At 72.3% G+C, this 20,083-nt stretch carries 17 protein-coding genes and 1 tRNA gene; 5 read left to right on the top strand and 13 right to left on the bottom strand.

Annotation, left to right across the window (positions count from 1 at the left end):
- The first annotated feature begins 134 nt into the window (after nt 1–134).
- Nucleotides 135–3,284 carry a protein kinase domain-containing protein gene (locus tag HHX33_RS37260; protein WP_396785054.1) on the top strand — a complete coding sequence of 1,050 codons (3,150 nt, stop codon included), beginning with the start codon at nt 135–137 and terminating at the stop codon, nt 3,282–3,284.
- Nucleotides 3,285–3,331: 47 nt separating this feature from the next.
- On the opposite strand, the gene rsmA is transcribed toward HHX33_RS37260, so the two are convergent.
- The 4 genes from rsmA to HHX33_RS17795 all read right to left on the bottom strand — a co-directional run bounded on the left by rsmA (nt 3,332) and on the right by HHX33_RS17795 (nt 8,147).
- A complete protein-coding gene (gene rsmA / locus HHX33_RS17810; RefSeq protein WP_182875583.1) occupies nt 3,332–4,204 on the bottom strand; it encodes a 16S rRNA (adenine(1518)-N(6)/adenine(1519)-N(6))-dimethyltransferase RsmA in 873 nt (290 codons plus the stop codon).
- Between the two features lie 143 nt (nt 4,205–4,347).
- Complete coding sequence (locus HHX33_RS17805) at nt 4,348–5,205, bottom strand: TatD family hydrolase (RefSeq protein WP_182875582.1); 858 nt, start codon at nt 5,203–5,205, stop codon at nt 4,348–4,350.
- Between the two features lie 2 nt (nt 5,206–5,207).
- Nucleotides 5,208–6,794, bottom strand: coding sequence for a methionine--tRNA ligase (gene metG / locus HHX33_RS17800; protein WP_111701405.1), 1,587 nt, complete (start codon nt 6,792–6,794; stop codon nt 5,208–5,210).
- 123 nt (nt 6,795–6,917) lie between these two features.
- On the bottom strand, nt 6,918–8,147 hold the full coding sequence (locus HHX33_RS17795; protein ID WP_208759110.1) for a glycosyltransferase family 2 protein: 1,230 nt from the start codon (nt 8,145–8,147) through the stop codon (nt 6,918–6,920).
- A gap of 293 nt (nt 8,148–8,440) precedes the next feature.
- Between HHX33_RS17795 and HHX33_RS17790 the strand changes: the two genes are divergently transcribed.
- Nucleotides 8,441–9,937: a hypothetical protein gene (locus HHX33_RS17790; protein WP_310741423.1), complete on the top strand. Its 1,497-nt coding sequence runs from the start codon at nt 8,441–8,443 to the stop codon at nt 9,935–9,937.
- Here the strand turns inward: HHX33_RS17790 and rsmI are convergent.
- Entirely contained in the window at nt 9,907–10,734 is an 828-nt protein-coding gene (rsmI, locus tag HHX33_RS17785) for a 16S rRNA (cytidine(1402)-2'-O)-methyltransferase (protein ID WP_111701407.1), read from the bottom strand. The genes HHX33_RS17790 and rsmI overlap by 31 nt on opposite strands.
- A 246-nt stretch (nt 10,735–10,980) precedes the next feature.
- Here rsmI and HHX33_RS17780 point away from each other — a divergent pair, with 246 nt between their 5' ends.
- Entirely contained in the window at nt 10,981–12,486 is a 1,506-nt protein-coding gene (locus tag HHX33_RS17780) for a dolichyl-phosphate-mannose--protein mannosyltransferase (RefSeq protein ID WP_259402600.1), read from the top strand.
- 102 nt (nt 12,487–12,588) lie between these two features.
- Nucleotides 12,589–13,926 carry a hypothetical protein gene (locus tag HHX33_RS17775; RefSeq protein ID WP_182875580.1) on the top strand — a complete coding sequence of 446 codons (1,338 nt, stop codon included), beginning with the start codon at nt 12,589–12,591 and terminating at the stop codon, nt 13,924–13,926.
- A 58-nt stretch (nt 13,927–13,984) separates the two neighbouring features.
- Here the strand turns inward: HHX33_RS17775 and HHX33_RS17770 are convergent, their stop codons facing one another.
- The 3 genes from HHX33_RS17770 to HHX33_RS17760 form a co-directional block, all read right to left on the bottom strand.
- Nucleotides 13,985–14,836 carry a cellulose-binding domain-containing protein gene (locus HHX33_RS17770; RefSeq protein WP_182875579.1) on the bottom strand — a complete coding sequence of 284 codons (852 nt, stop codon included), beginning with the start codon at nt 14,834–14,836 and terminating at the stop codon, nt 13,985–13,987.
- A 160-nt stretch (nt 14,837–14,996) separates the two neighbouring features.
- Entirely contained in the window at nt 14,997–15,371 is a 375-nt protein-coding gene (locus HHX33_RS17765; protein ID WP_182875578.1) for a VOC family protein, read from the bottom strand.
- Nucleotides 15,368–15,955: a TetR/AcrR family transcriptional regulator gene (locus HHX33_RS17760; RefSeq protein ID WP_220501912.1), complete on the bottom strand. Its 588-nt coding sequence runs from the start codon at nt 15,953–15,955 to the stop codon at nt 15,368–15,370. The genes HHX33_RS17765 and HHX33_RS17760 overlap by 4 nt, the downstream gene beginning before the upstream one ends.
- Nucleotides 15,956–16,123: 168 nt before the next feature.
- Here HHX33_RS17760 and HHX33_RS17755 point away from each other — a divergent pair, with 168 nt between their 5' ends.
- Nucleotides 16,124–16,666 carry a hypothetical protein gene (locus HHX33_RS17755; RefSeq protein WP_182875577.1) on the top strand — a complete coding sequence of 181 codons (543 nt, stop codon included), beginning with the start codon at nt 16,124–16,126 and terminating at the stop codon, nt 16,664–16,666.
- Nucleotides 16,667–16,759: 93 nt separating this feature from the next.
- On the opposite strand, the gene HHX33_RS17750 is transcribed toward HHX33_RS17755, so the two are convergent.
- The 5 genes from HHX33_RS17750 to HHX33_RS17730 all read right to left on the bottom strand — a co-directional run bounded on the left by HHX33_RS17750 (nt 16,760) and on the right by HHX33_RS17730 (nt 20,075).
- Nucleotides 16,760–17,563 (bottom strand): GNAT family N-acetyltransferase, encoded by an 804-nt coding sequence (locus HHX33_RS17750; RefSeq protein WP_182875576.1) that lies wholly within the window; start codon nt 17,561–17,563, stop codon nt 16,760–16,762.
- Between the two features lie 132 nt (nt 17,564–17,695).
- Nucleotides 17,696–17,772: transfer RNA gene (locus tag HHX33_RS17745), tRNA-Ala, on the bottom strand.
- 50 nt (nt 17,773–17,822) lie between these two features.
- Nucleotides 17,823–18,560: a hypothetical protein gene (locus tag HHX33_RS17740; protein WP_182875575.1), complete on the bottom strand. Its 738-nt coding sequence runs from the start codon at nt 18,558–18,560 to the stop codon at nt 17,823–17,825.
- A 349-nt stretch (nt 18,561–18,909) separates the two neighbouring features.
- Nucleotides 18,910–19,476 (bottom strand): hypothetical protein, encoded by a 567-nt coding sequence (locus HHX33_RS17735; protein WP_182875574.1) that lies wholly within the window; start codon nt 19,474–19,476, stop codon nt 18,910–18,912.
- Between the two features lie 20 nt (nt 19,477–19,496).
- Complete coding sequence (locus tag HHX33_RS17730; protein ID WP_182875573.1) at nt 19,497–20,075, bottom strand: hypothetical protein; 579 nt, start codon at nt 20,073–20,075, stop codon at nt 19,497–19,499.
- Nucleotides 20,076–20,083: the final 8 nt, after the last annotated feature.

Genomic DNA, 20,083 nt, shown 5'->3' with positions numbered 1-20,083 from the left:
GGGCGGCCTGCGGGTTCGCTCCAGACATGGGACCCGAGCCTAACGTGGTCCCGTTCTCCGTCCGGCCAAGAGAAGCTCATAAACGAGGGCGAAAGCCGTACACGTCCCGGTACGGTGACCTCAGATCCGCCCCCGTGCCGGCCTCCCGTGACGCCCTCCCGTCATGCCGTCCCCGGCACCGCCCCCTGGGAGCCCTGATCGATTCCGACGCCGCCACCCCCCTTTCACCGAGCGACCCGAGCGCGATCGGCGACTACCGGCTGGTGGGCCGGATCGGCTCGGGCGGCATGGGCACGGTTTACATGGGCGTCTCCCCGGAGGGGCGGCACGTCGCGGTCAAGGTGATCCGGGCCGGCCGCTCGGGCGACCCCGGCTTCACGGCGCGGTTCGCCTCGGAGGTCGAGCACGCCCGCGCCGTCGCGTCGTTCTGCACCGCCCAGGTGCTCGGTCACGGCGAGACGCCGGACGGACGGCCGTACATGGTCACCGAGTACATTCCCGGCACGCCGCTCGACCGGCACATCGCGACGGACGGCCCGCTGGAGCCGGGCACGCTGCACGGCGTCGCGTTCGGCGTGGCGGCGGCGCTGACCGCGATCCACGCGGCCGGGCTGGTCCACCGGGACCTCAAGCCCTCGAACGTGATCCTGTCGATGTCCGGGCCCCGTGTGATCGACTTCGGGATCTCGCGGGCCGTGGACGCCACCCACGGCCACACGGGGACCGACGAACTGGTCGGCACCCCCGGCTGGTGGGCGCCCGAGCAGCTCCGGGGCCTCCCGGTCACCCCCGCCGCCGACGTCTTCACCTGGGGCTGCCTGGTGGCGTACGCCGCGGGCGGGCGTCACCCCTTCGGGGAGGGCGACCCGATGGTCCTCGCCCACCGCCTGCTGGAGAGCGCGCCCGATCTCGGTACGCTGCCCGCGCCGCTGGACCGCCTGGTCCGCCGGGCGCTCGACCGGGAGCCGCGTAACCGGCCCACGTCGCAGGAACTGCTGCTGGACCTCGTCGGCAGCCGGCCCGACCCGACGACCCAGGTGATCGAGGGCCCGTGGGACGCGCCGTCACCGCATCCGTCCGGGCCGCGCCCGCGGCGGCGGACCGGGAGACTGCTCGCGCTGGTCGCCTCCGCCGTGGCTCTCGCCATCGTCGCGGGCCTCGCGGTGGGGCTGCTCACCTCCCGCTCCGGCGGCGCTCCGCCCGCCGCCCGGGCGAGCGACGTGGGCCGCCGCATCGAGATCGGGGACGTCCAGGTCGTCGTCGAGCCCCCGGCCTGCCACGCTTCGACCGGCTCCGGCGCGGTCGACGGTGGCGCGGCGCGAGCCGACGTGGTCAGAGCGAGCGTGGCCGGCGGTGACGTGGTCAGGGACGGCCTGGTGTGCAGAATCGACTGGATCATGCTCAACATGGGCGGCGCGGACGCCGAACCGGCCGGCCCGCCCGACCTTCTCGACGACCGGAACGTGCCGCACCACCCCCGTGCCTCCCATCCCGCGCCCGGCACGCTCGCGCCGGGGGCGATGGTCACGCTCAGCGCCGAGTACGCCCTGCCTTCCGGCCGTACGGCCGCCCGCCTCGACGGCTCGTTCGTGGCCCACGCGCCAGCCGTCCACGTGCGTCTTCCCCCGCCCGGGAGCGCGTACGGGAAGGTGCCCGGGGAGGCGCCCCGGCGGGCCGCGCCGGAACCGGCTCCCGCGAGCCCGTCCCCCGGGAGTCCCACCGCCGGGAGTCCTGCCCCCGGAAGTCCTACTACCGGAAGTCCTGCCCCCGGAGGGACGCCGGACGCCGCCCGGGAGGCGAGCGGCGCGACGACGGCGACGCCCCCGGGCGACGCCGGAGGCGGCGACTGCGCGCGGGCCGGCGCGGCCGACTTCGACGGAGACGGCTACGACGACGCGGTGGTCACCGACCCGCTGGCCCCGAGCCCGGACAGCACGGCGGTGGGATCCGGCCGCGTGTTCCTCCTGCGCGGCGGGCCTCCGTCGAAGCCGGCGCCCGTGGTCACCGCGTTCGACGCCGCCGCCCCCGGCTGGACGGCCCGCGCCGCGCACATCGACGGCGACCGGTGCCTGGATCTCGTGGTCTCGACCCCGTACGCGTACGGGGGCGCGGGGCAGGTGCAGGCGCACGGGGCGGGGGTGGCGTACGTCTACTGGGGCGGGCGCGGCTTCGGCACGCCCGGCGCGCCCCGGACCGAGCTGCGCGCCCCCGAGGCCAGGACCGACGCCCACTTCGGCTGGTCGCTCGCCGTGAGCGACACGTCTCCCGGCAGCGGGCACTCCGACGGCCTCACCGCCCCGGCCCCCGCGAACACCGGCACGGGCACGGGCACGACCGATGTCGGCACCGGGACGGCCGCGCCGGGGGTGGTCGTGGTCGGCGCGCCGCACGAGGACGCCGACGGCGAGGTCGACTCCGGAGCCGTCTACGTCTATCGGTTCACCGGCCGCAGCCCCGGCACGCCCCAGCGCGTCACGCAGGACTCGCCCGGCGTGCCGGGAGGGTCCCAGCCGGGCGACATGTTCGGCTGGTCGCTCGCCCTCGGGCGGCTCGGCGGGGCCGCCGGGCCGCTCGACCTCGCCGTGGGCGCGCCGTTCGAGGACCAGGAGGAGAACGGCCAGGCGGACACCGGCGCCGTCACGGTGATCTACGACGTGGCGACCCGGCCGTGGGCCTACCAGGGGGCCGGGTGGAGCGTCTCGGGCCTCACCGCCGACCTGCCGTCCCATCCCGGCGACCGCCTCGGCTACTCCCTGGCGTACGGCGCGGGGTACCTGGCGGTGGGCGCCCCCGGGGCCGATCCCTACGACACCCGTGACGCCGGGGCGGTGCTGCTCCTCCAGGCGGCCGGTCCCGGGCCGCGATTCGTCCGGCTGCTGGGCGCGCAGGCCGAGGCGGGCGAACGCGGGCGGTTCGGCTTCTCCCTGGCGCTGGCCGGGCCGTCCCTGCTCGCCGGGGCCCCCGGGCAGGCGCTGCCGGGCGTGCCGGAGGCGGGGGCGGTCCACGTGATCGGGCTCACCGGCCCGCCCGGCCGCGTCGTGCTCCGGGAGGACAGCCCCGCGCCGTACGACCATCTGGGGTGGAGCGTGAGCGGCACCGCGGACGGCCGCGTGCTGGCCGGGGCTCCGGACGGCGGCGTGACGGGCGCGGTGATCTATACGACGGTCTCCCGCGCCGGGGCGTCACCCGGCTCCGAACCCTCTCCCGGGTCTGGAGGGCGGACGGTGCTCCCCGGGCCGGACGGCGCGGACACCCTCGACTTCGGCGCCGCCGTCGCGGGCTGACGCCCACTGCGGCGGGCCCTCGTCGAGCCGAGAGGCCGCCCGGCGGGTCAGGGGGTGGTCGCTGGGCGGGGGGATCTGGCGGCGCGCTGCTCGGCGATGCGGGCGAAGTCCTCGACGCGCAGTTGCTCGCCACGGGCCGACGGGTCGACTCCGGCCCTGACGAGTGCCTCCTCGGCGGCGGCGGGCGTACCGGCCCAGGAGGCGAGCGCGGCCCGCAGCGTCTTGCGGCGCTGGGCGAAGGCCGCGTCGACGGCGGCGAAGACCTCCTCGCGGGTCGCCGTCGTCGCCGGCGGCTCGCGCCGTACGAGGGAGACCAGGCCGGAGTCGACGTTCGGCGCGGGCCAGAAGACGTTGCGGCCCACCGGGCCGGCCCGGCGCACGTCGGCGTACCAGGCGGCCTTGACCGAGGGCACTCCGTAGACGCGCGAGCCCGGAGCGGCGGCCAGGCGGTCGGCGACCTCCGCCTGCACCATCACCAGCCCGCGCCGCAGCGACGGCAGCACCCGCAGCAGGTGCAGCACGACCGGCACCGACACGTTGTACGGCAGGTTGGCCACCAGCACGGTCGGCTCGGCCGGGAGGTCGGCGGGGCCGACCTTGAGCGCGTCGGCGTGCACCACGGTCAGCCGGTCCGCCACCTCGGGAGCCCGCTGCGCGACCGTCAGCGGCAACTGCCCGGCCAGCACCGGGTCGATCTCCACGGCGACGACCTGGGCGACCTCCGGCAGCAGCGCCAGGGTGAGCGAGCCGAGCCCGGGGCCGATCTCGATCGCCACGTCCTGCGGGGCGACCTCGGCGACCCGGACGATCCGGCGGACCGTGCCGCCGTCGATCACGAAGTTCTGCCCCAGCCTCTTCGTCGGGCGGAGGTCCAGCTTCTCCGCCAACACGCGCACTTCGACCGGCCCGAGCAGACTCATGACTCCAGTGTCGGGCATCCCCGCGCCGGCCCGGACCACCGGCGGGCGCCGCCGGCCCGTGCCTCCCACTTATGCCGACGACCTGTGCCGCCACCCGGAACCGGTCAGCGGCACCGACGACCGGCACCGGTCACCGGGAGCCTTCACCAGGCGCCGAACGCCGCCTCGCCGTTCGCGGAGACCCGGGCCGCGAGATCGGCGACGTCCATGCCCTTGACCTCGGCGAGGCAGCGGAGCGTGAGCGGGATCAGGTAGGGCGCGTTGGGCTTGCCCCGGTGCGGCGTCGGCGGCAGGTAGGGCGCGTCGGTCTCGACCAGCACGAGCTCGGGCGGGGCCACCGCCGCCGCCTCGCGGAGATACCCGGCGTTCTTGTACGTCACCGGGCCGGAGAACGACATGTAGTAGCCGGCGTCCACGCACCGCTTGGCCATCTCGGCGTCCCCGGAGAAGCTGTGGAAGACGACCACGTCCGGGGCGCCCTGGTCGGCGAGCACGGCGAGCACGTCGTGGTGCGCGTCCCGGTCGTGGATCACCAGGGCCTTCCCGGTCCGCCTGGCGATCTCGATGTGCGCGCGGAAGCTCGCGTGCTGGTCCTCCTTCGAGGCCCAGTCGCGGAAGTAGTCGAGCCCGGTCTCCCCCACCGCCCGCACGTCCGGCCGCCGCGCGAGGTCCTCGATCTCCGCGAGGACCTCGGGCGTGGACGCGTGCGCCTCGTTGGGGTGGATGGCCACGGCGGCGTACACGTCGCGGTGCCCGGCGGCCACCGCGGCGTTCCAGCGGGAGGACGGCAGGTCGTACCCGACGGTCACCAGGCGGGTCACGCCGACCGCTCGCGCCTCGGCCAGAATCGACTCGACGTTCGCCCCGGCCGCCTGCGCCGCCAGCGCGACCTGGTCGCCCGAGGACGCCTGTCGGTTGCCGACCATGATGTCGAGGTGGCAGTGGCTGTCGAACACCTCTGCGGGCAGCGCCTCGGGCGGCGCCGGACGCTCTCGCGACATGGTCAGGCGTTCTCCAGCCTCGGGAAGAGGATCTCTCCCTTGACGACCTGCGCCCCGGCGGGAAGCCCGCCCCAGGTGGCGACGTCGGCGATCCGCTGGTCCGCGAGCGCGCCGAGGTGGGGTTCCGCCCCGAGGGACGCCCACAGTTTGGCGCTCGTGCCCGGCATGACCGGGTGCAGCAGCACCGCGATCGCGCGCAGCGACTCGGCCGCCGTGTAGAGGATCGTGGCGAGCCGCGCCTGCCCCTCGGGCGACTCGTCCTTGGCGACCTTCCAGGGCGCCTGGTCGCTGAGGTAGCCGTTGACCTGCTTCACGAACTCGAAGATCGCGCCGATCCCGGCGGAGAAGTCCAGGTTGTCGCCGATCAGGGTGTCCGCCTGGGCCGCCGCGGCGGCCAGGCCGTCCGCGATCGCCTGCTCGGCGGGACCGGCGTCCGTCGCCTCGGGAAGCGTGCCTTCGAAGTACTTGCCGACCATCGCGGCCACCCGGGACGCCAGGTTGCCGAAGTCGTTGGCGAGTTCGGAGGTGTAGCGGGCGGAGAAGTCCTCCCAGGAGAACGAGCCGTCCTGGCCGAACGGGATCGCCCGCAGGAAGTAGTAGCGGTAGGCGTCCACGCCGAAGTGCTCGGTCAGCTCACGCGGCGAGATGCCGGTCAGGTTGGACTTGCTCATCTTCTCGCCGCCGACCATCAGCCAGCCGTTGGCGAAGACCCCGCGCGGCAGCGACAGGCCGTTCGCCATCAGCATGGCGGGCCAGATCACCGCGTGGAAGCGGAGGATGTCCTTGCCGACCAGGTGGATGTTCGCCGGCCAGGTGGCGTCGAACTTCTCCTGGTCCGAGCCGTACCCGACGGCCGTGGCGTAGTTGAGCAGGGCGTCGATCCACACGTAGATGACGTGCTTGGTGTCCCAGGGGATCGGGACGCCCCAGTCGAAGGTGGACCGCGAGATCGACAGGTCCTGCAGGCCCTGCTTCACGAACGACACGACCTCGTTGCGCGCCGAGGCGGGCCGGATGAAGTCGGGGTTGCGCTCGTAGAACTCCAGCAGCCGCTCGCCGTACGCGGAGAGCCGGAAGAAGTAGTTCTCCTCCTTCAGCCACTCCACCGGGCGCTTGTGGATCGGGCACAGGTCGCCCTCCAGCAGGTCGCCGGGCGACTTGTACTCCTCGCACGCGACGCAGTACGGCCCTTCGTAGCCGCCCTTGTAGATCTCGCCCTTCTCGTACAGGTCCTGCACGAACTCCTGCACGCGGTCGGTGTGGCGCGGCTCGGTGGTACGGATGAAGTCGTCGTTGGCGATCTGGAGGTGCTCCCAGAGCGGCTTCCAGGCGTCCTCGACGAGCTTGTCGCACCACTCCTGGGGTGTGACGCCGTTCGCCTCGGCCGTGCGCATGACCTTCTGACCGTGCTCGTCCGTGCCGGTGAGGTACCACACCTTCTCGCCGCGCTGGCGGTGCCAGCGGGTGAGCACGTCGCCCGCGACGGTCGTGTAGGCGTGGCCCAGGTGCGGGGCGTCGTTGACGTAGTAGATCGGCGTCGTCACGTAGTACGCCGACTCCCCGGATGCTGTCGTTCCTGTAGCCGCCATGCGCAAATCCTATCGGTCCGCGACCGGTGCCTCCCCTGGATAACAGGGGCGGCACACGGGTCCGCGCGAGCGCCCGATCAGGCCCCGGATCAGGCTGGGATCAGGCCGGGACCAAGGCCGGGATCAGGCCACGGACTCGCGGTTGACGTCCTGGTTGACGGCCTCGGCGGCCTCCTCCGCGGCGGACGCGGCGATGTCGGCCGGGGTCTCCCGCGAGCGGCGGATGCCGAGGATGCTGATGAACAGCGACGCGAAGATCGTCTGGAAGCTCATGACGAACGCGGTCGCCGACGGCACGACGAGACGCAGCGACTCGGCCGGGATCAGCTCGCCGAAGCCGCGGCCGCCCCAGTGGGACAGCGAGGCCACCAGGCCGGCGAGACCGGCCACCGCGAGCGCGCCACCGGCCAGCAGGCCACGCTCCAGCGTGACGATGTCGACCAGTTTCCTGACCCGCCGGTCCTCGGGGAGGAAGCCCTCCTCGGCCGCGTACACCTTGGTGAACAGCGCGAACAGCACGGCCTGAAAGCCGATCACCACCATCGCGGACGCGCCGACCAGCGTGTCGACGTCGAAGGCGAGCTTGCCGATCCGCACCTGGCCGAACGTGAGCGCGGCGCCGGCCACGAGGCCGAGGGTCATCAGCACCAGGCCGGGGATGAAGAACAGCCAGCGCGGGCTGTAGAGCATGAGGAAGCGCAGGTGGCGCCAGCCGTCCCGCCAGGAGCGCAGGTGCGGCGGGCGGGAGCGGCCGTCGGGCGACAGGGTCGTCGGCACCTCGCGGACGTCGAGCCCCTGCAGGGTCGCCTTGACGACCATCTCGGAGGCGAACTCCATGCCGCCGGTCTGCAGCCCGAGCCGCAGGATCGAGTCGCGGCGGAAGCCCCGCAGGCCGCAGTGGAAGTCGCCGATCTCGCTGGGGAAGAACAGCCGGCCGATGAAGGACAGGACCGGGTTGCCCAGGTAGCGGTGGAGCGGGGGCATGGCGCCCGGCGCGATGCCGCCGCGGAACCGGTTGCCCATGACCAGCTCGGCGCCGTCCCGGAGCTGCTCCACGAAGGGCATCAGGTTGGTGAAGTCGTAGGAGTCGTCGGCGTCGCCCATGATGACGTACCTGCCACGGGCGGCGCGGATGCCGCCGATCAGTGCGTTGCCGTAGCCCTTCGCGTCGACGTGGACCACCCGGGCGCCCGCGTCGCGGGCAAGCTGTTGCGAGCCGTCCGTACTGCCGTTGTCGGCGATGACCACCTCGCCGTCGACACCGTTCTCCCGCATGCAGGTGAGAGCCTTGCGGACACAGATCTCAACGGTCTCGGCCTCATTGAGGCATGGCATGACAACGGTAAGTTCCACGTCGCAACTCCTTGCATATGACGGCAGGACACCAATGATGCCTGCTTCCCGGTAGCGTCCGAGTCAAGTCGGCGAAACGGCTGGCATTCTGTAACCGTGACTCCACCCACCGCCGGAGCGGCGGGCGGCCCGCGTCACCGCCCGGACGGCGACGCAGAGGACGGGCCCGGCACCGGAAATCGGAAGACATCACCGACGAGATCCGAGGGGAGGAAGCGGGGACCCGCCCGCCTGCTCAGGCAGCCGGTCGCCCCCGCGCGACGTTGATGGTCGCGATCGCGGATCCTCCCTCGGTGGACGCGGTCCCGCTCGGCCGATGGGGCCGCGCGGCCGCCCTGCTGCGCCGGCACCGGGTCTTCGCGGTCACCCTCGGTGTGGGCTTCGTGCTGCGGATCGTCACGATGCTCGGCTTCGGCCCGGCGATGTGGTTCAACGACTCCTACGACTACGTGTCGGTGGCGCTGCGCCCCCGGCCGCACCCGATCCGCCCGGACGGATACAGCTTCTGGCTGCTCCTGCTCAGGCCGTTCCACAGCTTCTCGCTCGTCATCCTGACCCAGCACCTGATGGGACTGGCCGCGGCGGTCCTGATCTACGCGCTGCTGACCAGGAGATTCGGGATGCCGGGCTGGGGCGCCACGCTCGCGGCGGCCCCGGTGCTGTTCGACGCCTACCAGATCCAGCTCGAACAGCTGGTCATGTCGGACGGCATGTTCATCCTGCTCGTGGTGGGCGTGGTGACGCTCGTGCTGTGGCGGGAGAGGATGACCTGGCGCGGCGGGACCGCCGTCGGGCTGCTGCTCGCGGTGACCGCGCTGACCCGGAGCATCGGCCTGCCGATCCTCGCGCTCGTCGTCGCGTACCTGGTGATCAAGCGGGCCGGGTGGCGGCCGATCGCCGCCATGGTCGTCGCCTGCGCGCTGCCCGTCCTGGCGTACATGGGCTGGTTCAAGGCGGTGAACGGGCAGTTCGCGATGACCAACAGCGACGGGGTCATCCTCTACATGCGGACGTCACTGTTCGCCGACTGCCACAAGATGGACCTCGACGAGCGGCGTGAGCTGGAACTGGCCTTGCTGTGCATCAACACGCCGCCGGACAAACGCGGTCCTTACTCCCAGGCGTACCTGTGGTGGGACGACCAGAACCAGCTCCACGTGTTCGGCTCGGGCATGAAGTTCACCCCGGAGATCAACGCGAACGCGAGCGCGTTCGCCAAGAAGGCGATCCTGTCGCAGCCCGGCGACTACCTCGCGGCGGTGGCCAAGGACTTCTTCCGCGCCTTCCACTGGGGCCGCCCGCGCTTCCCGGATGCCAAGACCTACAAGCAGTACGAGTTCTCCAACGAGTACACGCGCAAGCTGCCCAAGTGGAGCTCCTACCACAGCACCACCGACAAGGACGCCGAGGCGTACGAGAACGGGCCTGCCGCGACGCGAATCGTCTCGCCCTGGTCGAACTTCATGATCGCCTACCAGAAGGTCGTCCGGCTGCCGGGCCTCGTGCTGGGGCTGCTGCTGCTGTTCGGCCTGTACGGCGTGGTGCGGCGCTGGCGCGAGCTCGGCGGGCCCGTGCTGCTGCCCTGGCTGGCGTCGGCCGGTCTGATCCTGGCGCCGGCGGCGACCGCCGAGTTCGACTACCGCTACCTGCTGCCCGCCGTCCCGCTCGCCTGCCTCGCCGCCGCCATAACCGTGCGTGACCTCGTACGGCGCCGGGCCGGAGCGCGGGCGGAGCGGCGGAGCGACCAGGGGGAGAGCGGTCAGGGGGAGGAGGTGTGGACGGCGTTGTAGAGGTCGCGCCTGGAGACGCCCGCGGCCTTGGCCACCTCGACGATGGCCTGCTTGCGGGGGACTCCCGCGGTCTCGCGCCGGGCCACCTCCTCGACCAGCTCGTCGATGCCGGGCGCGGCCTCCTCGGCCGTCCGTCCGGCCACGACGAGCGTGATCTCTCCCCTGACCTCGCCGGCCGCCCATCCGGCCAGCTCGCCCAGGCCGCCGCGCCGCACCTCCTCGTACGTCTTGGTCAGCTCGCGGCAGACGGCGGCGGGCCGTCCGGGGCCGAAGGCCTCCGCCATCGCCTCCAGGGTCGCCCGCAGGCGGTGCGGCGCCTCGAAGAAGACCATCGTGCGCTCTTCGGCGGCCAGCGAGGCGAGCCGCCGGGCCCGCTCCCCCGGCTTGCGCGGCGGGAAGCCCTCGAAGCAGAACCGGTCGCTCGGCAGCCCGGACACGGCGAGTGCCGTCGTCACCGCCGACGGACCGGGCAGCGCCGTCACCGGCAGGCCGGCCTCGACCGCGAGGCGGGTCAGCCGGTAGCCGGGGTCGGACACCCCGGGCATGCCCGCGTCGGTGATCACGACGACGGTGCGCCCCTCGCGCAGCGCCTCCAGCAGTTCGGCGGCCCGCGCGCTCTCGTTCGCGTCGTAGTAGGACACCACCCGGCCCGCCGGGGTCACCTCCAGGTCGGCCGTGAGCCGCCGCAGCCGGCGGGTGTCCTCCGCCGCGATCACGTCGGCCGTCGCGAGCACCTCGCGGAGCCGGGGGGAGGCGTCTTTGGGCTGGCCGATGGGCGCCGCGGCGAGAACGAGCACCCGTCCACCCTATGACCGGCGCGCGGCGGCCCCGCGACGTCCCTCGTCCGCCCAGGGTGTGAAACATTCACGGTGAGAGGCTCGCAGGCCCCGATCCCAGCGCGAATCGTGTCCTCCGCGGGGACTCACCAGTAATCTGTCGGGGTGGCCGTGACCGACTATTCCCACAAGGCGTTCGAGCAGCCGGAAGAGGAACCTGAGGGCGAAGCTCCCGCGGTGTCCCTTCGCGACCGGCTGGTGCCGCCCATGCCCGGCAGCGTCATGTGGGGCTGGGTCGGCCCCATCGTGATCGCCCTGTTCGGCGCGTTCCTGCGCTTCTTCCGGCTGGGCACGCCCCACGCGGTCGTCTTCGACGAGACCTACTACGCCAAGGACTCCTGGGCGACGGTCAGGTACGGCGCCGAGCGGCAGTTCGTGGACGGCGCGGACAAGCTCCTGCTCGCCGGGAACGACCACATCTTCAAGCAGTGCCCGACCGTCGGCGAGTGCGCCTCGTACGTGGTGCATCCGCCCCTCGGCAAGTGGATGATCGGCCTCGGCGAGGTCTTCTTCGGCCCGAACCCGTACGGCTGGCGGTTCGCCGCCGCGCTGCTCGGCTCGCTGTCGATCCTGATCCTCGCCCGCACGGCCCGCAGGATGACCCGTTCGACGCTCCTCGGCTGCGTGGCCGGTCTGCTGCTCTCCCTCGACGCCCTCCACTTCGTGCTGTCCCGTACGGCCCTGCTGGACATCTTCCTGATGTTCTGGGTGGTCGCCGGGTTCGCCTGCCTGGTCGCCGACCGCGACTGGTTCCGCTCCCGGCTGGTCTCCTGGCACGAGGCGGGTTCGCCGGACGACGGCCCGCGGACGGGCCTGCGGCCCTGGCTCCTCGGCGCCGGGCTCTGCCTGGGCGCGGCCCTCGCCACCAAGTGGACCGCGGCCTTCTACATCGCCGCGTTCGCGGTCATGGTGCTGCTGTGGGACCTGGGCGCGCGGCGGACCGCCGGGGTGCCTCGCCCCTTCCGCGGCGTCGTCGTGCGCGATCTGCCGCTCGCGGCGGCCTGGATGGCCGTCGTCCCGGCCCTCACCTACCTCGTCTCGTTCACGGGATGGTTCGTCACCGACAAGGGCTACGGGCGCAACTGGGAGCAGGCCACCGCCAACGGCCCCGCCTACTTCGTCATCGACTCGCTCCGGTCGTGGTTCGACTACCAGCACCAGGTGCTCAGCTTCCACACCGGCCTCGCACAGACCCACCCGTACCAGTCGAGGCCCTGGCAGTGGCCGATGCTGCTGCGCCCGGTGGCGTTCTTCTACGAGTCGCCCACCACGTGCGGCGCGCCCAGCTGCTCCTACTCGATCCTCGGCACCGGCACGCCGATCATCTGGTTCGCCGGGCTCCTCGCGCTGATCGGCATGATCGCCTGGTACGTCGCGACCCGGGACTGGCGCGCGGGCTCGGTGCTGCTCGGCTACGCCGCCGGATGGCTGCCGTGGTTCTACTTCTCCATCTCCGACAACCGGACGATGTTCGCGTTCTACGCGATGCCGATGGTGCCGTTCATGATCCTGGCGATCGTGCTGGGCTGCGGCCTCATCATGGGGCGAGCCGACCCGGCCCGGCCGAACCGCCGCGTGGTCGGCACCGCCGTCGTCGGCGCGTTCGTCCTCCTCGCGTTGGTGAACTTCGGCTGGCTCTATCCGGTCATCGCGGCCGAGGTCATCCCGTACGACTCCTGGCACGCGAGGATGCTGTTCGACTCCTGGATCTGACACCCCCGTATGGTTGGGCCGTACCGTTGCGCCCAGAGGGGGTGGTCGTCAGTGTTACCGGGTCGTCGTCAACGATGGGGTCGATACGGCAGACTGCGGGTCATGCCCGCACCTGACGTCGCCGCGCTCCTGGTCCAACTGGAGCGCTCCGAACCGGACATCGCCGAGCCCGCCCGTGTCGCGGTGGAATGGCTCGCCGGCGGCGAGGCGCTGGAGACGATCAGCCAGTTCGACGTGTGCGAGTTCCTCTGGTACACGTTGCCGATCAAGGTCCCGGGCGACCCGGCGACCATCGCACGCGCGCTCGGCAAGCTGCTCCGGCTCGCCGGGATGGAGCGGTACGCCGCCCTGTGCGACTCCCCCGCCACCGCCCGGATCCTGCTCACGTACGCCAGGGAGGGCGAGGAGGCCGGCACCTCGGCCTACCACCGTGAGCTGGAGTCGACGGGGGTGCTGCCCCCGGACGTCCCCGAGCTGTCCTGGAGCTCCATCATGGGCCCGGAGGAGCTGGGGGCGCACGTCGCCTGCGCCGCCGCGCTGGAGCTCGCCATCGTCGCCGGCGATCCGGTGGACCGCGAGGAGCTGACCCGCCGCTGGCTCACCGCCCCCCGGGCCGAGCTGGGCGGCGACTGCTGGCTGCACCGGGTGCACGGCGAGCGGCTGAACCGCTGGGTGCTCGGGCGCGGCACCGCCCGCCGCGAGCTCGCCCAGCCCTTCGAGGTACGGCTGCACGCGCCCATCGAGGCACCGGCCGAGCCCCACCTGGAGCCGCTGCGCTGGCTGCTCGACCTGGCCCGCACCGGCGTCCGCCTGACCGAACGGCTCAACGTCGGGCGGGCCGTGGCGGCCGAGGCGGCGGACCGCTTCGGCTGGGCCGCCCCTACGAGGCCGGGCGCGGAGTCGCGGGCGGTGCGCGGCGAGGCCGACGTGCCCGCCATGACCGAGCTCAGGCGGATCGCCGTCCACGACCTCGGGGCGCTGCGGCGCAGTGGGAGGAGGCTGGTGCTCACGACCACCGGCCGGAACCTCCTGGACGATCCCGCCGCCCTGTGGGAGGCCGCCGCGGCCACCCTGCTCGTCCCCGCCCCCGGCGAACACGACTTCGAGATCTCCATCCGCGAGTCCGCTTTGATGATCCTGGTGGACGGCGACGCCGAACCGGACGGCGACCTGCGCGAGCGGGTCGCCGAGGTGGTCAACGGCGAGGGCTGGCGTTCGGCCGACGGCGGACGTGTCACCGGCGTCGACCTCTCCCATCCGCTGGCCCGGCTCCGGCACCGTCTCGACGCCCTCGGCCTCTCGGGCGGCGCTTCGGGCGGCTCAGGGCCGGCCGCCCGGGACGCGTACGTCTGGCGGCTCACCGGCACGGGCCGCCGCGCCGCGCTGGCCGCGCTGCGCGCGCAGGCGCTGCGCCCCCGCCAGTACGCCGGCCTCGGCTGAGCCTCGCCCGGGTTCCCGCCGTCCCTTCGGGCGAGGGACGGCGGGAACCCGAAGCCGGTCAGGAGGCGCAGGAGGCGCCGTTGAGGGTGTACCTCGTCGGCGACGGGTTCGAGCCGGTGTGGCTGCCGAGGAAGCCGATGGTCACGGACTTGCCCGGCGCGATGGTCTTGTTCCAGTCGAGGTTCACCGCCGTCACCTCGGAGCCGGCCTGCGACCAGGTGGCCGACCAGCCCGTGGTCAGCTTCTGCCCGGGGTCGGGGAAGACGAACTTGAGGCGCCATCCGCTCACGGGCGTCTCGGTCGCGTTGGTGATCGTGATGCTCGTGCTCATCCCGCTCCACCAGTCGGAGGAGCTGACCGCCACCCGGCAGGTGACCACGGCCGGTGAGACCGAGGGCGAGGGCGGGGTGACGATGTCGTTGTAGATCGTCACGGAGACCGAGCCGGACGGCGGGCTGACCGCCCCCTTCGTGTCCACCGCCACGACGTACAGCTGGTGGACCTGGGACGGGACCCCGTAGGGCGGCCACGGCAGGTAGACGGAGCCCGAGGTGACCGTGCCCGCGAAGGTGCCCACGACCCTTTCAGCGCCGTTCCACACCTCGCGGACCTGGTAGCAGGCGATGCCGTCCGCGTCGCTGGCGGGCGCCCAGCGCAGGAGGACCTGCGTCATGAAGACCTGGACGTCCGTCGGCGCTCCCGGGGCGGTCGGCGGCGTGTTCTGCTCCGACGGAGGCTGAATCGCCGGGCAGGCAGTGGGACTCGCCGTCGGCGACGGGCTCGGCGGAAACGTCGTGTAGGCCACCGTGGTCCCGGCGGTCGCGCGGGCCGCCGCGGGCGCGACGATCGCGGCCCCCGCCAGCAGGGCCGCCGTGATCCAGGCGCCCGTCCCCGTTCTGCTCCGTGTCATCCCCACTCCTCGTGTCGGCCGGCCCCCTTGCCCCGGATCGTCCGCGAATGTGGACTCGTGGTCAATGAAACGCGGGCGCGTGGGGCCGTACGCGCGGGACGAACGGCGCACGGCCCTGCAACTTTCATCCGGAGTCCCCCGTCCGCATCACCGGCCGCGGTCAGGCGGGGGACATGACCTCGTAGAGGTTGCGCGCCGAATCGACGAAGAACAGCCCGCGCGGACACAGCGGGTGGTCGATCCGGCCGTTGCCGGGATGGGCCGGATCGCTGCCGTAGGGCACCCGGGCCTCCCGCAGCCGGGCCAGGATCCGGTCGAACGTGGCCGGGTCCACGTCGAAGGCCAGATGCACGCCGACGGGGTCGTCCACGGTCATGAAGTCCAGGGTCAGCGTGTCGTTCACCCGTACGGGCGCGAAGTGGCCGTCGCAGCCGGCGGGCGGCATCTCCTCCAGACCCATGATCGAGGCGAAGAAGCGGGCCGCCTCGCGGTTGTCCGCGGCGGGGACGATGGTGTGGTTCAACGTGATGGTCATGCCCCGCTCCCAGGGGCCCCGAGAATGCCGTGCAGCAGGACGTCGACGAGCTCCCCAGGAGACGAGCCCAGGTCGCCGGACGCGGGAAGGGGCCGGGTGAAGAGCATCCCCAGGAAGACCGATGCGACTTTTCCGGGCTCCAGGCGCAGCGCCGCCCGGTCGGGCTCGATCAACTCGACGATCGCCTCGTGGGTCGCCTTCATCGACGCCTCCCTGCCGCCGGGCGCCTGCCGCTCTCCGGAACCTCGCTCACGGCGGTGTCCGGTGGTGCCGTGCAGGGCGCCGATCACGGTTCCCATGCGGCCCAGGTGGGCGCGCAGCGCCTCCGCCGCCTGCGTCAGCCGATCGGCCAGCGGTTCGTCGAGGGAGATCGAGGCCAGTTCGCGCAGCACGTGGCCGGGGTTCATCGCCTCGACGAGACACGCGTCGAGGAGCTCGTCCTTGTCGGTGAAGACCCGGAAGATCGTGCCCTCCCCGATGCCGGCCGCGCGGGCGATCTGGCTGGTGGTGACCGCGGCGCCGTGGTCGGCGACCAGGGGAAGCGCCGCGGCCACGATCATCTCTCTGCGTTGCTCCGTGCTCATCGCCGGCGCTCTCCGGCGTGGTGTCGTCATCTCTGTCATGCGATCAATAGTGCGGAGTGAGCACTCACTCCGTCAATTGTTTTTTCGGCTCGTCGCTCGTACCGGGTCGGCTCGGCCTGGCAAGCCTGTTCCAGGTCAGTCCCAAGTGCGCGGCGCCATGCTGGCGTCATGGACCTGACCGAGGCTTTCGAGGGACTCACCACGACCGTGACCCCGGGGCGCCGCATGCCGGGCAAGATCGGGATGGGCATCCTCCTGATCTGCTGGCTCGCACTCGGCGTGCTGCCGTTCGTGGTCGCGGTGCCGGACTTCCGGCTCGCGACCGGGAAGATCGGCACTCCCGGCACCCTCACCGTCGTCTCCTGCGTCTCCCTCGGCCAGGGACGGTACGACTGCAAGGGCGAGTTCGTCCCCGACGGCGGCGGAGACGCGGTCGCGGTGGCCGCCTCGCCCGACTCGGAGGCGGGGGACGTGACGCGGGCCCAGCTCACCCCCGAGGGTGACCGGGCGCTGCCGTCCGGCACGAAGGGCGTCCTGCGGGCCATGGCGCTTCCCGCCACCGGTCTCGCGGCGCTGGCCTTCCTGCCCTACGTCCTGCTGTACGTCTTCAAGATCAGACGGGGCCGCAGGACCGCCGTGATCGCGGGATCGGCGGTCGCCGCCCTGTCCCTGGTGCTGATCGTGGTCGGCCTGATAGCCGCCTCCTCCTGACCATCACGTCCTGATCGATCGACGAAGCTCCCGGCCGGGGATCTCAACCCGCTACGGCGCGTGGAGCGCTTGCGGGCGAGGTGACGGCGCTGTTCACGCTCGTCGAGGACGAACCCAGTGGCGATCCTCGCGCACAACGGTGAACCCGGCCGATCGGTAGAGCGCCACCGCGGCGTCGTTCGCGGACGGCGTCGCGACGGCGACCGCGCTCGCGCCCCGATGGGCGAGAGCCGCGCACGCGCCCAGCACGGCATCGCGCCCGTATCCGTGCCCTCGATGGTCCGGATGGGTGCCGACCGGCTCCAGCAGCCCGCACCTGCCCGCACCCGCGAACCATCCGGTCGCGGCGGCTGCGGGCTCCCCCGCGGGCGTGCGTACGAGCGCCTCCACGGCCAGCCCGCCGGCCGACGACCGCTTCATCGTGCGCCAGCGCTCGACGGTGAACGTGGACCCCGCGAAGGCGGACCGCTGCACCAGCACCCGGTCGGCGGCACCGGCCGCACCGACCGGCTCGGCACGGCTCGACACGGGCCGCGGGTGCCACGACATGACGAGCCAGGGCTCCTCCTGGTCGAGCTCCCACCCGGGCACAGGCAGACCGTCGGACCGATCGTTGCCGGGCTCGAGCAGTTCCTCGGCGTCGGCCGCGAGCGCCCCGAGATCGGCGCCGGGCGCGGCGGTCACGCGCAGCACAGGGCCGTCGAGGAGGCCGACGGCAACCGGCGCCACATCATCGGTCCAGAGAAGAACGGCCGCGTCGTCGAACCGCAGGTGCCACCCCACGTCTCCGGGATGGAGGCCGCCGCCCGGGGCGTCGCCCGGCGTCCACTCGCACAGCGCGCGCAGCGCCGGACCGGTTTCGGCGGGGGTCAGGCGCTGCCTCGCGAGGGGGATCATGGACGGCAGACTAGCCAGCGCGCCACGGTGTCCGCACCGACCGGACTCGACGGCGAACGGCCCGGCACGTAGCGAAACGTCTGCGAGCAGCGAAAAGGCCCGCCAGGTGGATCACCTGACGGGCCCTCGTCGTGGTGGAGCTATGGGGATTTGAACCCCAGACCCCTTCGATGCGAACGAAGTGCGCTACCGGACTGCGCTATAGCCCCAACGACCTCGACTAGATTAGCAAACTCCGCGGGGTGTTCGCGCCACCGGATCAGTCTCCGGCCGCGCGCCGCCCGTCGGCGTACTGGTCGAAGACCTGCGAACGCTTGCGCGCCTCGAATTTGATGATCTCCGCCTCGCGGGTCAGGGCGGCCAGGGCGCGGCGGCGCTCCCGCTGCCGACGCAGGTACGCCGCCCGTGCACGCGCGGCCTTCTCCCGCTGCTCCCGGTCCGCGCGGACGGCCACGCGCAGCACGGCGAGGTAGCCGACGAGGAGCACGCCGGAGGGCGCGACCGCCCACCAGGGCATCACGTGGACGGCTGCGGTGACCACGGAGGCCAGGACGAGCAGAACGCTCCACAAAAGGCGCCTGCGGCGCCGCGCGAGGATCCGGGCGCGGCGGTGAGCGGCCATCCTGCGGGCCCGCGCGTGCCTTTCGGCCGCCACCTGGTCCGCGGTGGCCTGGTCCGCGGAGCCGGCGGGAGCCGCGGATGCCGAGGCGGTCGAGGTGACCCTTGCAGGCGGGGTGACGACCGTGTCGGCGTCGGTCTCCTCGGCGCCCGGAGCGGAACCGTCCTCGATCGCGGCGCCCGAAGCGGAGTCGTCTTCGGGGCCGGCTTCGAGTTCGGATTCGGGGCCGGCGGCGGGCCGCTCGGACAGCGTCGTCGCCTCCGCCGCCTGGTCCTCGAACAGGTCGTCGTCGTTGTACCGGTCGCGGCGCAGCCACATGGGCAGCAGGACGCTGAGCCACATGACGACGATGGCGAGGTAGAGCACGGCGCTACCCACGCGCCCACCTCCGGATCAGCCTCCGGAACGCCGTTCGGGCGGGTCCGGGGGCATGGTGAACACGTCCCTGCGCTCGTGTCGTCTGAGAGGTGTTCACGTCACGCACCGTAGGACCGCGTGTCGATGAATGACGAGCATTCGGTCCGGTGTGTCGCGAGATCGTCAAAGCTGTTCATGTAATTCGATCCCGCGGAAGCCGCGTGGTCCCGACGGACCACGCGGATTCCTGGCCCGCCGACCGGGTCGCGGTGGTTTCGCGGCGTTCCCGGCCGGCCGTCCCGGCCCGGACGATCAGTGCCTCAGCCGCACCAGGGCACTGACGGTACGCGGGCCTATGCGCCGGAGGAGATCAGCCCTCGAAGTACACGGTGGCGAACCGGTACGTGGTCTTGCCGTTCTCGTCCCCGTAATGCGTGCGACCGGTCATGACCGTGCCGGCCTTCGCCTGCCACTTGTGGTTGCTCTCCGTGTACTGACCGGTCACGTCCCCGTTGGCCAGCCATACCTGCCGCCCCTGCCAGTACAGCGCGGCGCTGCGGTACCGGGTCTCGCCGTTCTCGTCGCCCTTGTGCCACCTGCCGACGACCACCTGGTGGTCCGGGGCGCTGTAGTCGGACCTGCTCTCCCTCTGCGCAGCGGTCCAGTCTCCGGCGTGTACCTCGACCACCTCGTCGTTGATCAGGATCCGGCTGCAGTAGTAGGTGGTCTGATCTCCCTCGTCGCCGAAGTGGGAGCGGCCGGTGATCACCTGGTTCGTCGGGCAGGTGAACTGGGTGCCGGCCCCCTCCCACACGGTCCGGGTGTAAACGCTCTCCACTTTGATCGTCACGGCCGCCGAAGCGGGAGATGCCATGGTGGTGGCCGACAGAGCGGCGGCCACGGCGACGACGGATAACGCCTTGCCAAGCGTTCTCATGGTATTCGGTGCCTCTCTAGTCAGCCCGCGACGGTTACAGTGGCGAACCGGTAGTAGCTGGTGCCGTTCTCGTCCCCGGTGTGCTTACGGCCGGTCATGACCGTGTTGGCCGGAGCCTGCCAGTCGTGGCTGCTCTCCCTGTACGGATCGCTGACTTCGCCGTTGGCCAGCAGCACCTGCTGCCCTCGCCAGTACATCGTGGCGGTGCGGTATCGCGTGTAGCCGTTCTCGTCGCCTTCGTGCCACCTGGCGGCGACCGCCCGGTGGTCGGGCGCGCTGAAGTCGGCCCTGCTCTCCTTCTGGCGAGCGCTCCATTCGCTGAGGTACACCCGGGCCTGCTCACCGTTGATGAGGACGAAGCTGCAGGTGTAAGTGGTGAGGGCTTCCTCGTCGCCATAGTGAGAGCGGCCGGTGAGCACCATGTTCGTCGGGCAGGTGACCGGGTCCCACGGCTCCAGCACGGTCTCGCTGTAGGCGGGCACGACCTCGATCTTCACCGCCGCGGCGGACGCGGGTGCGGGAGCCGCCGCGGCCACGGCCGCCGAGGCGGCCAGAGCGGTCAGGGCGGCCGCCGCGGCGGATAACGCCTTTTTCCTCATACGGATGT

This window comes from Microbispora sp. H10670, from assembly GCF_014161385.1.
GTDB lineage: Bacteria > Actinomycetota > Actinomycetes > Streptosporangiales > Streptosporangiaceae > Microbispora > Microbispora triticiradicis.
The sequence above is the reverse complement of the archived record's forward strand: the minus strand, read 5'-3'. Positions and strand labels throughout refer to the sequence as shown.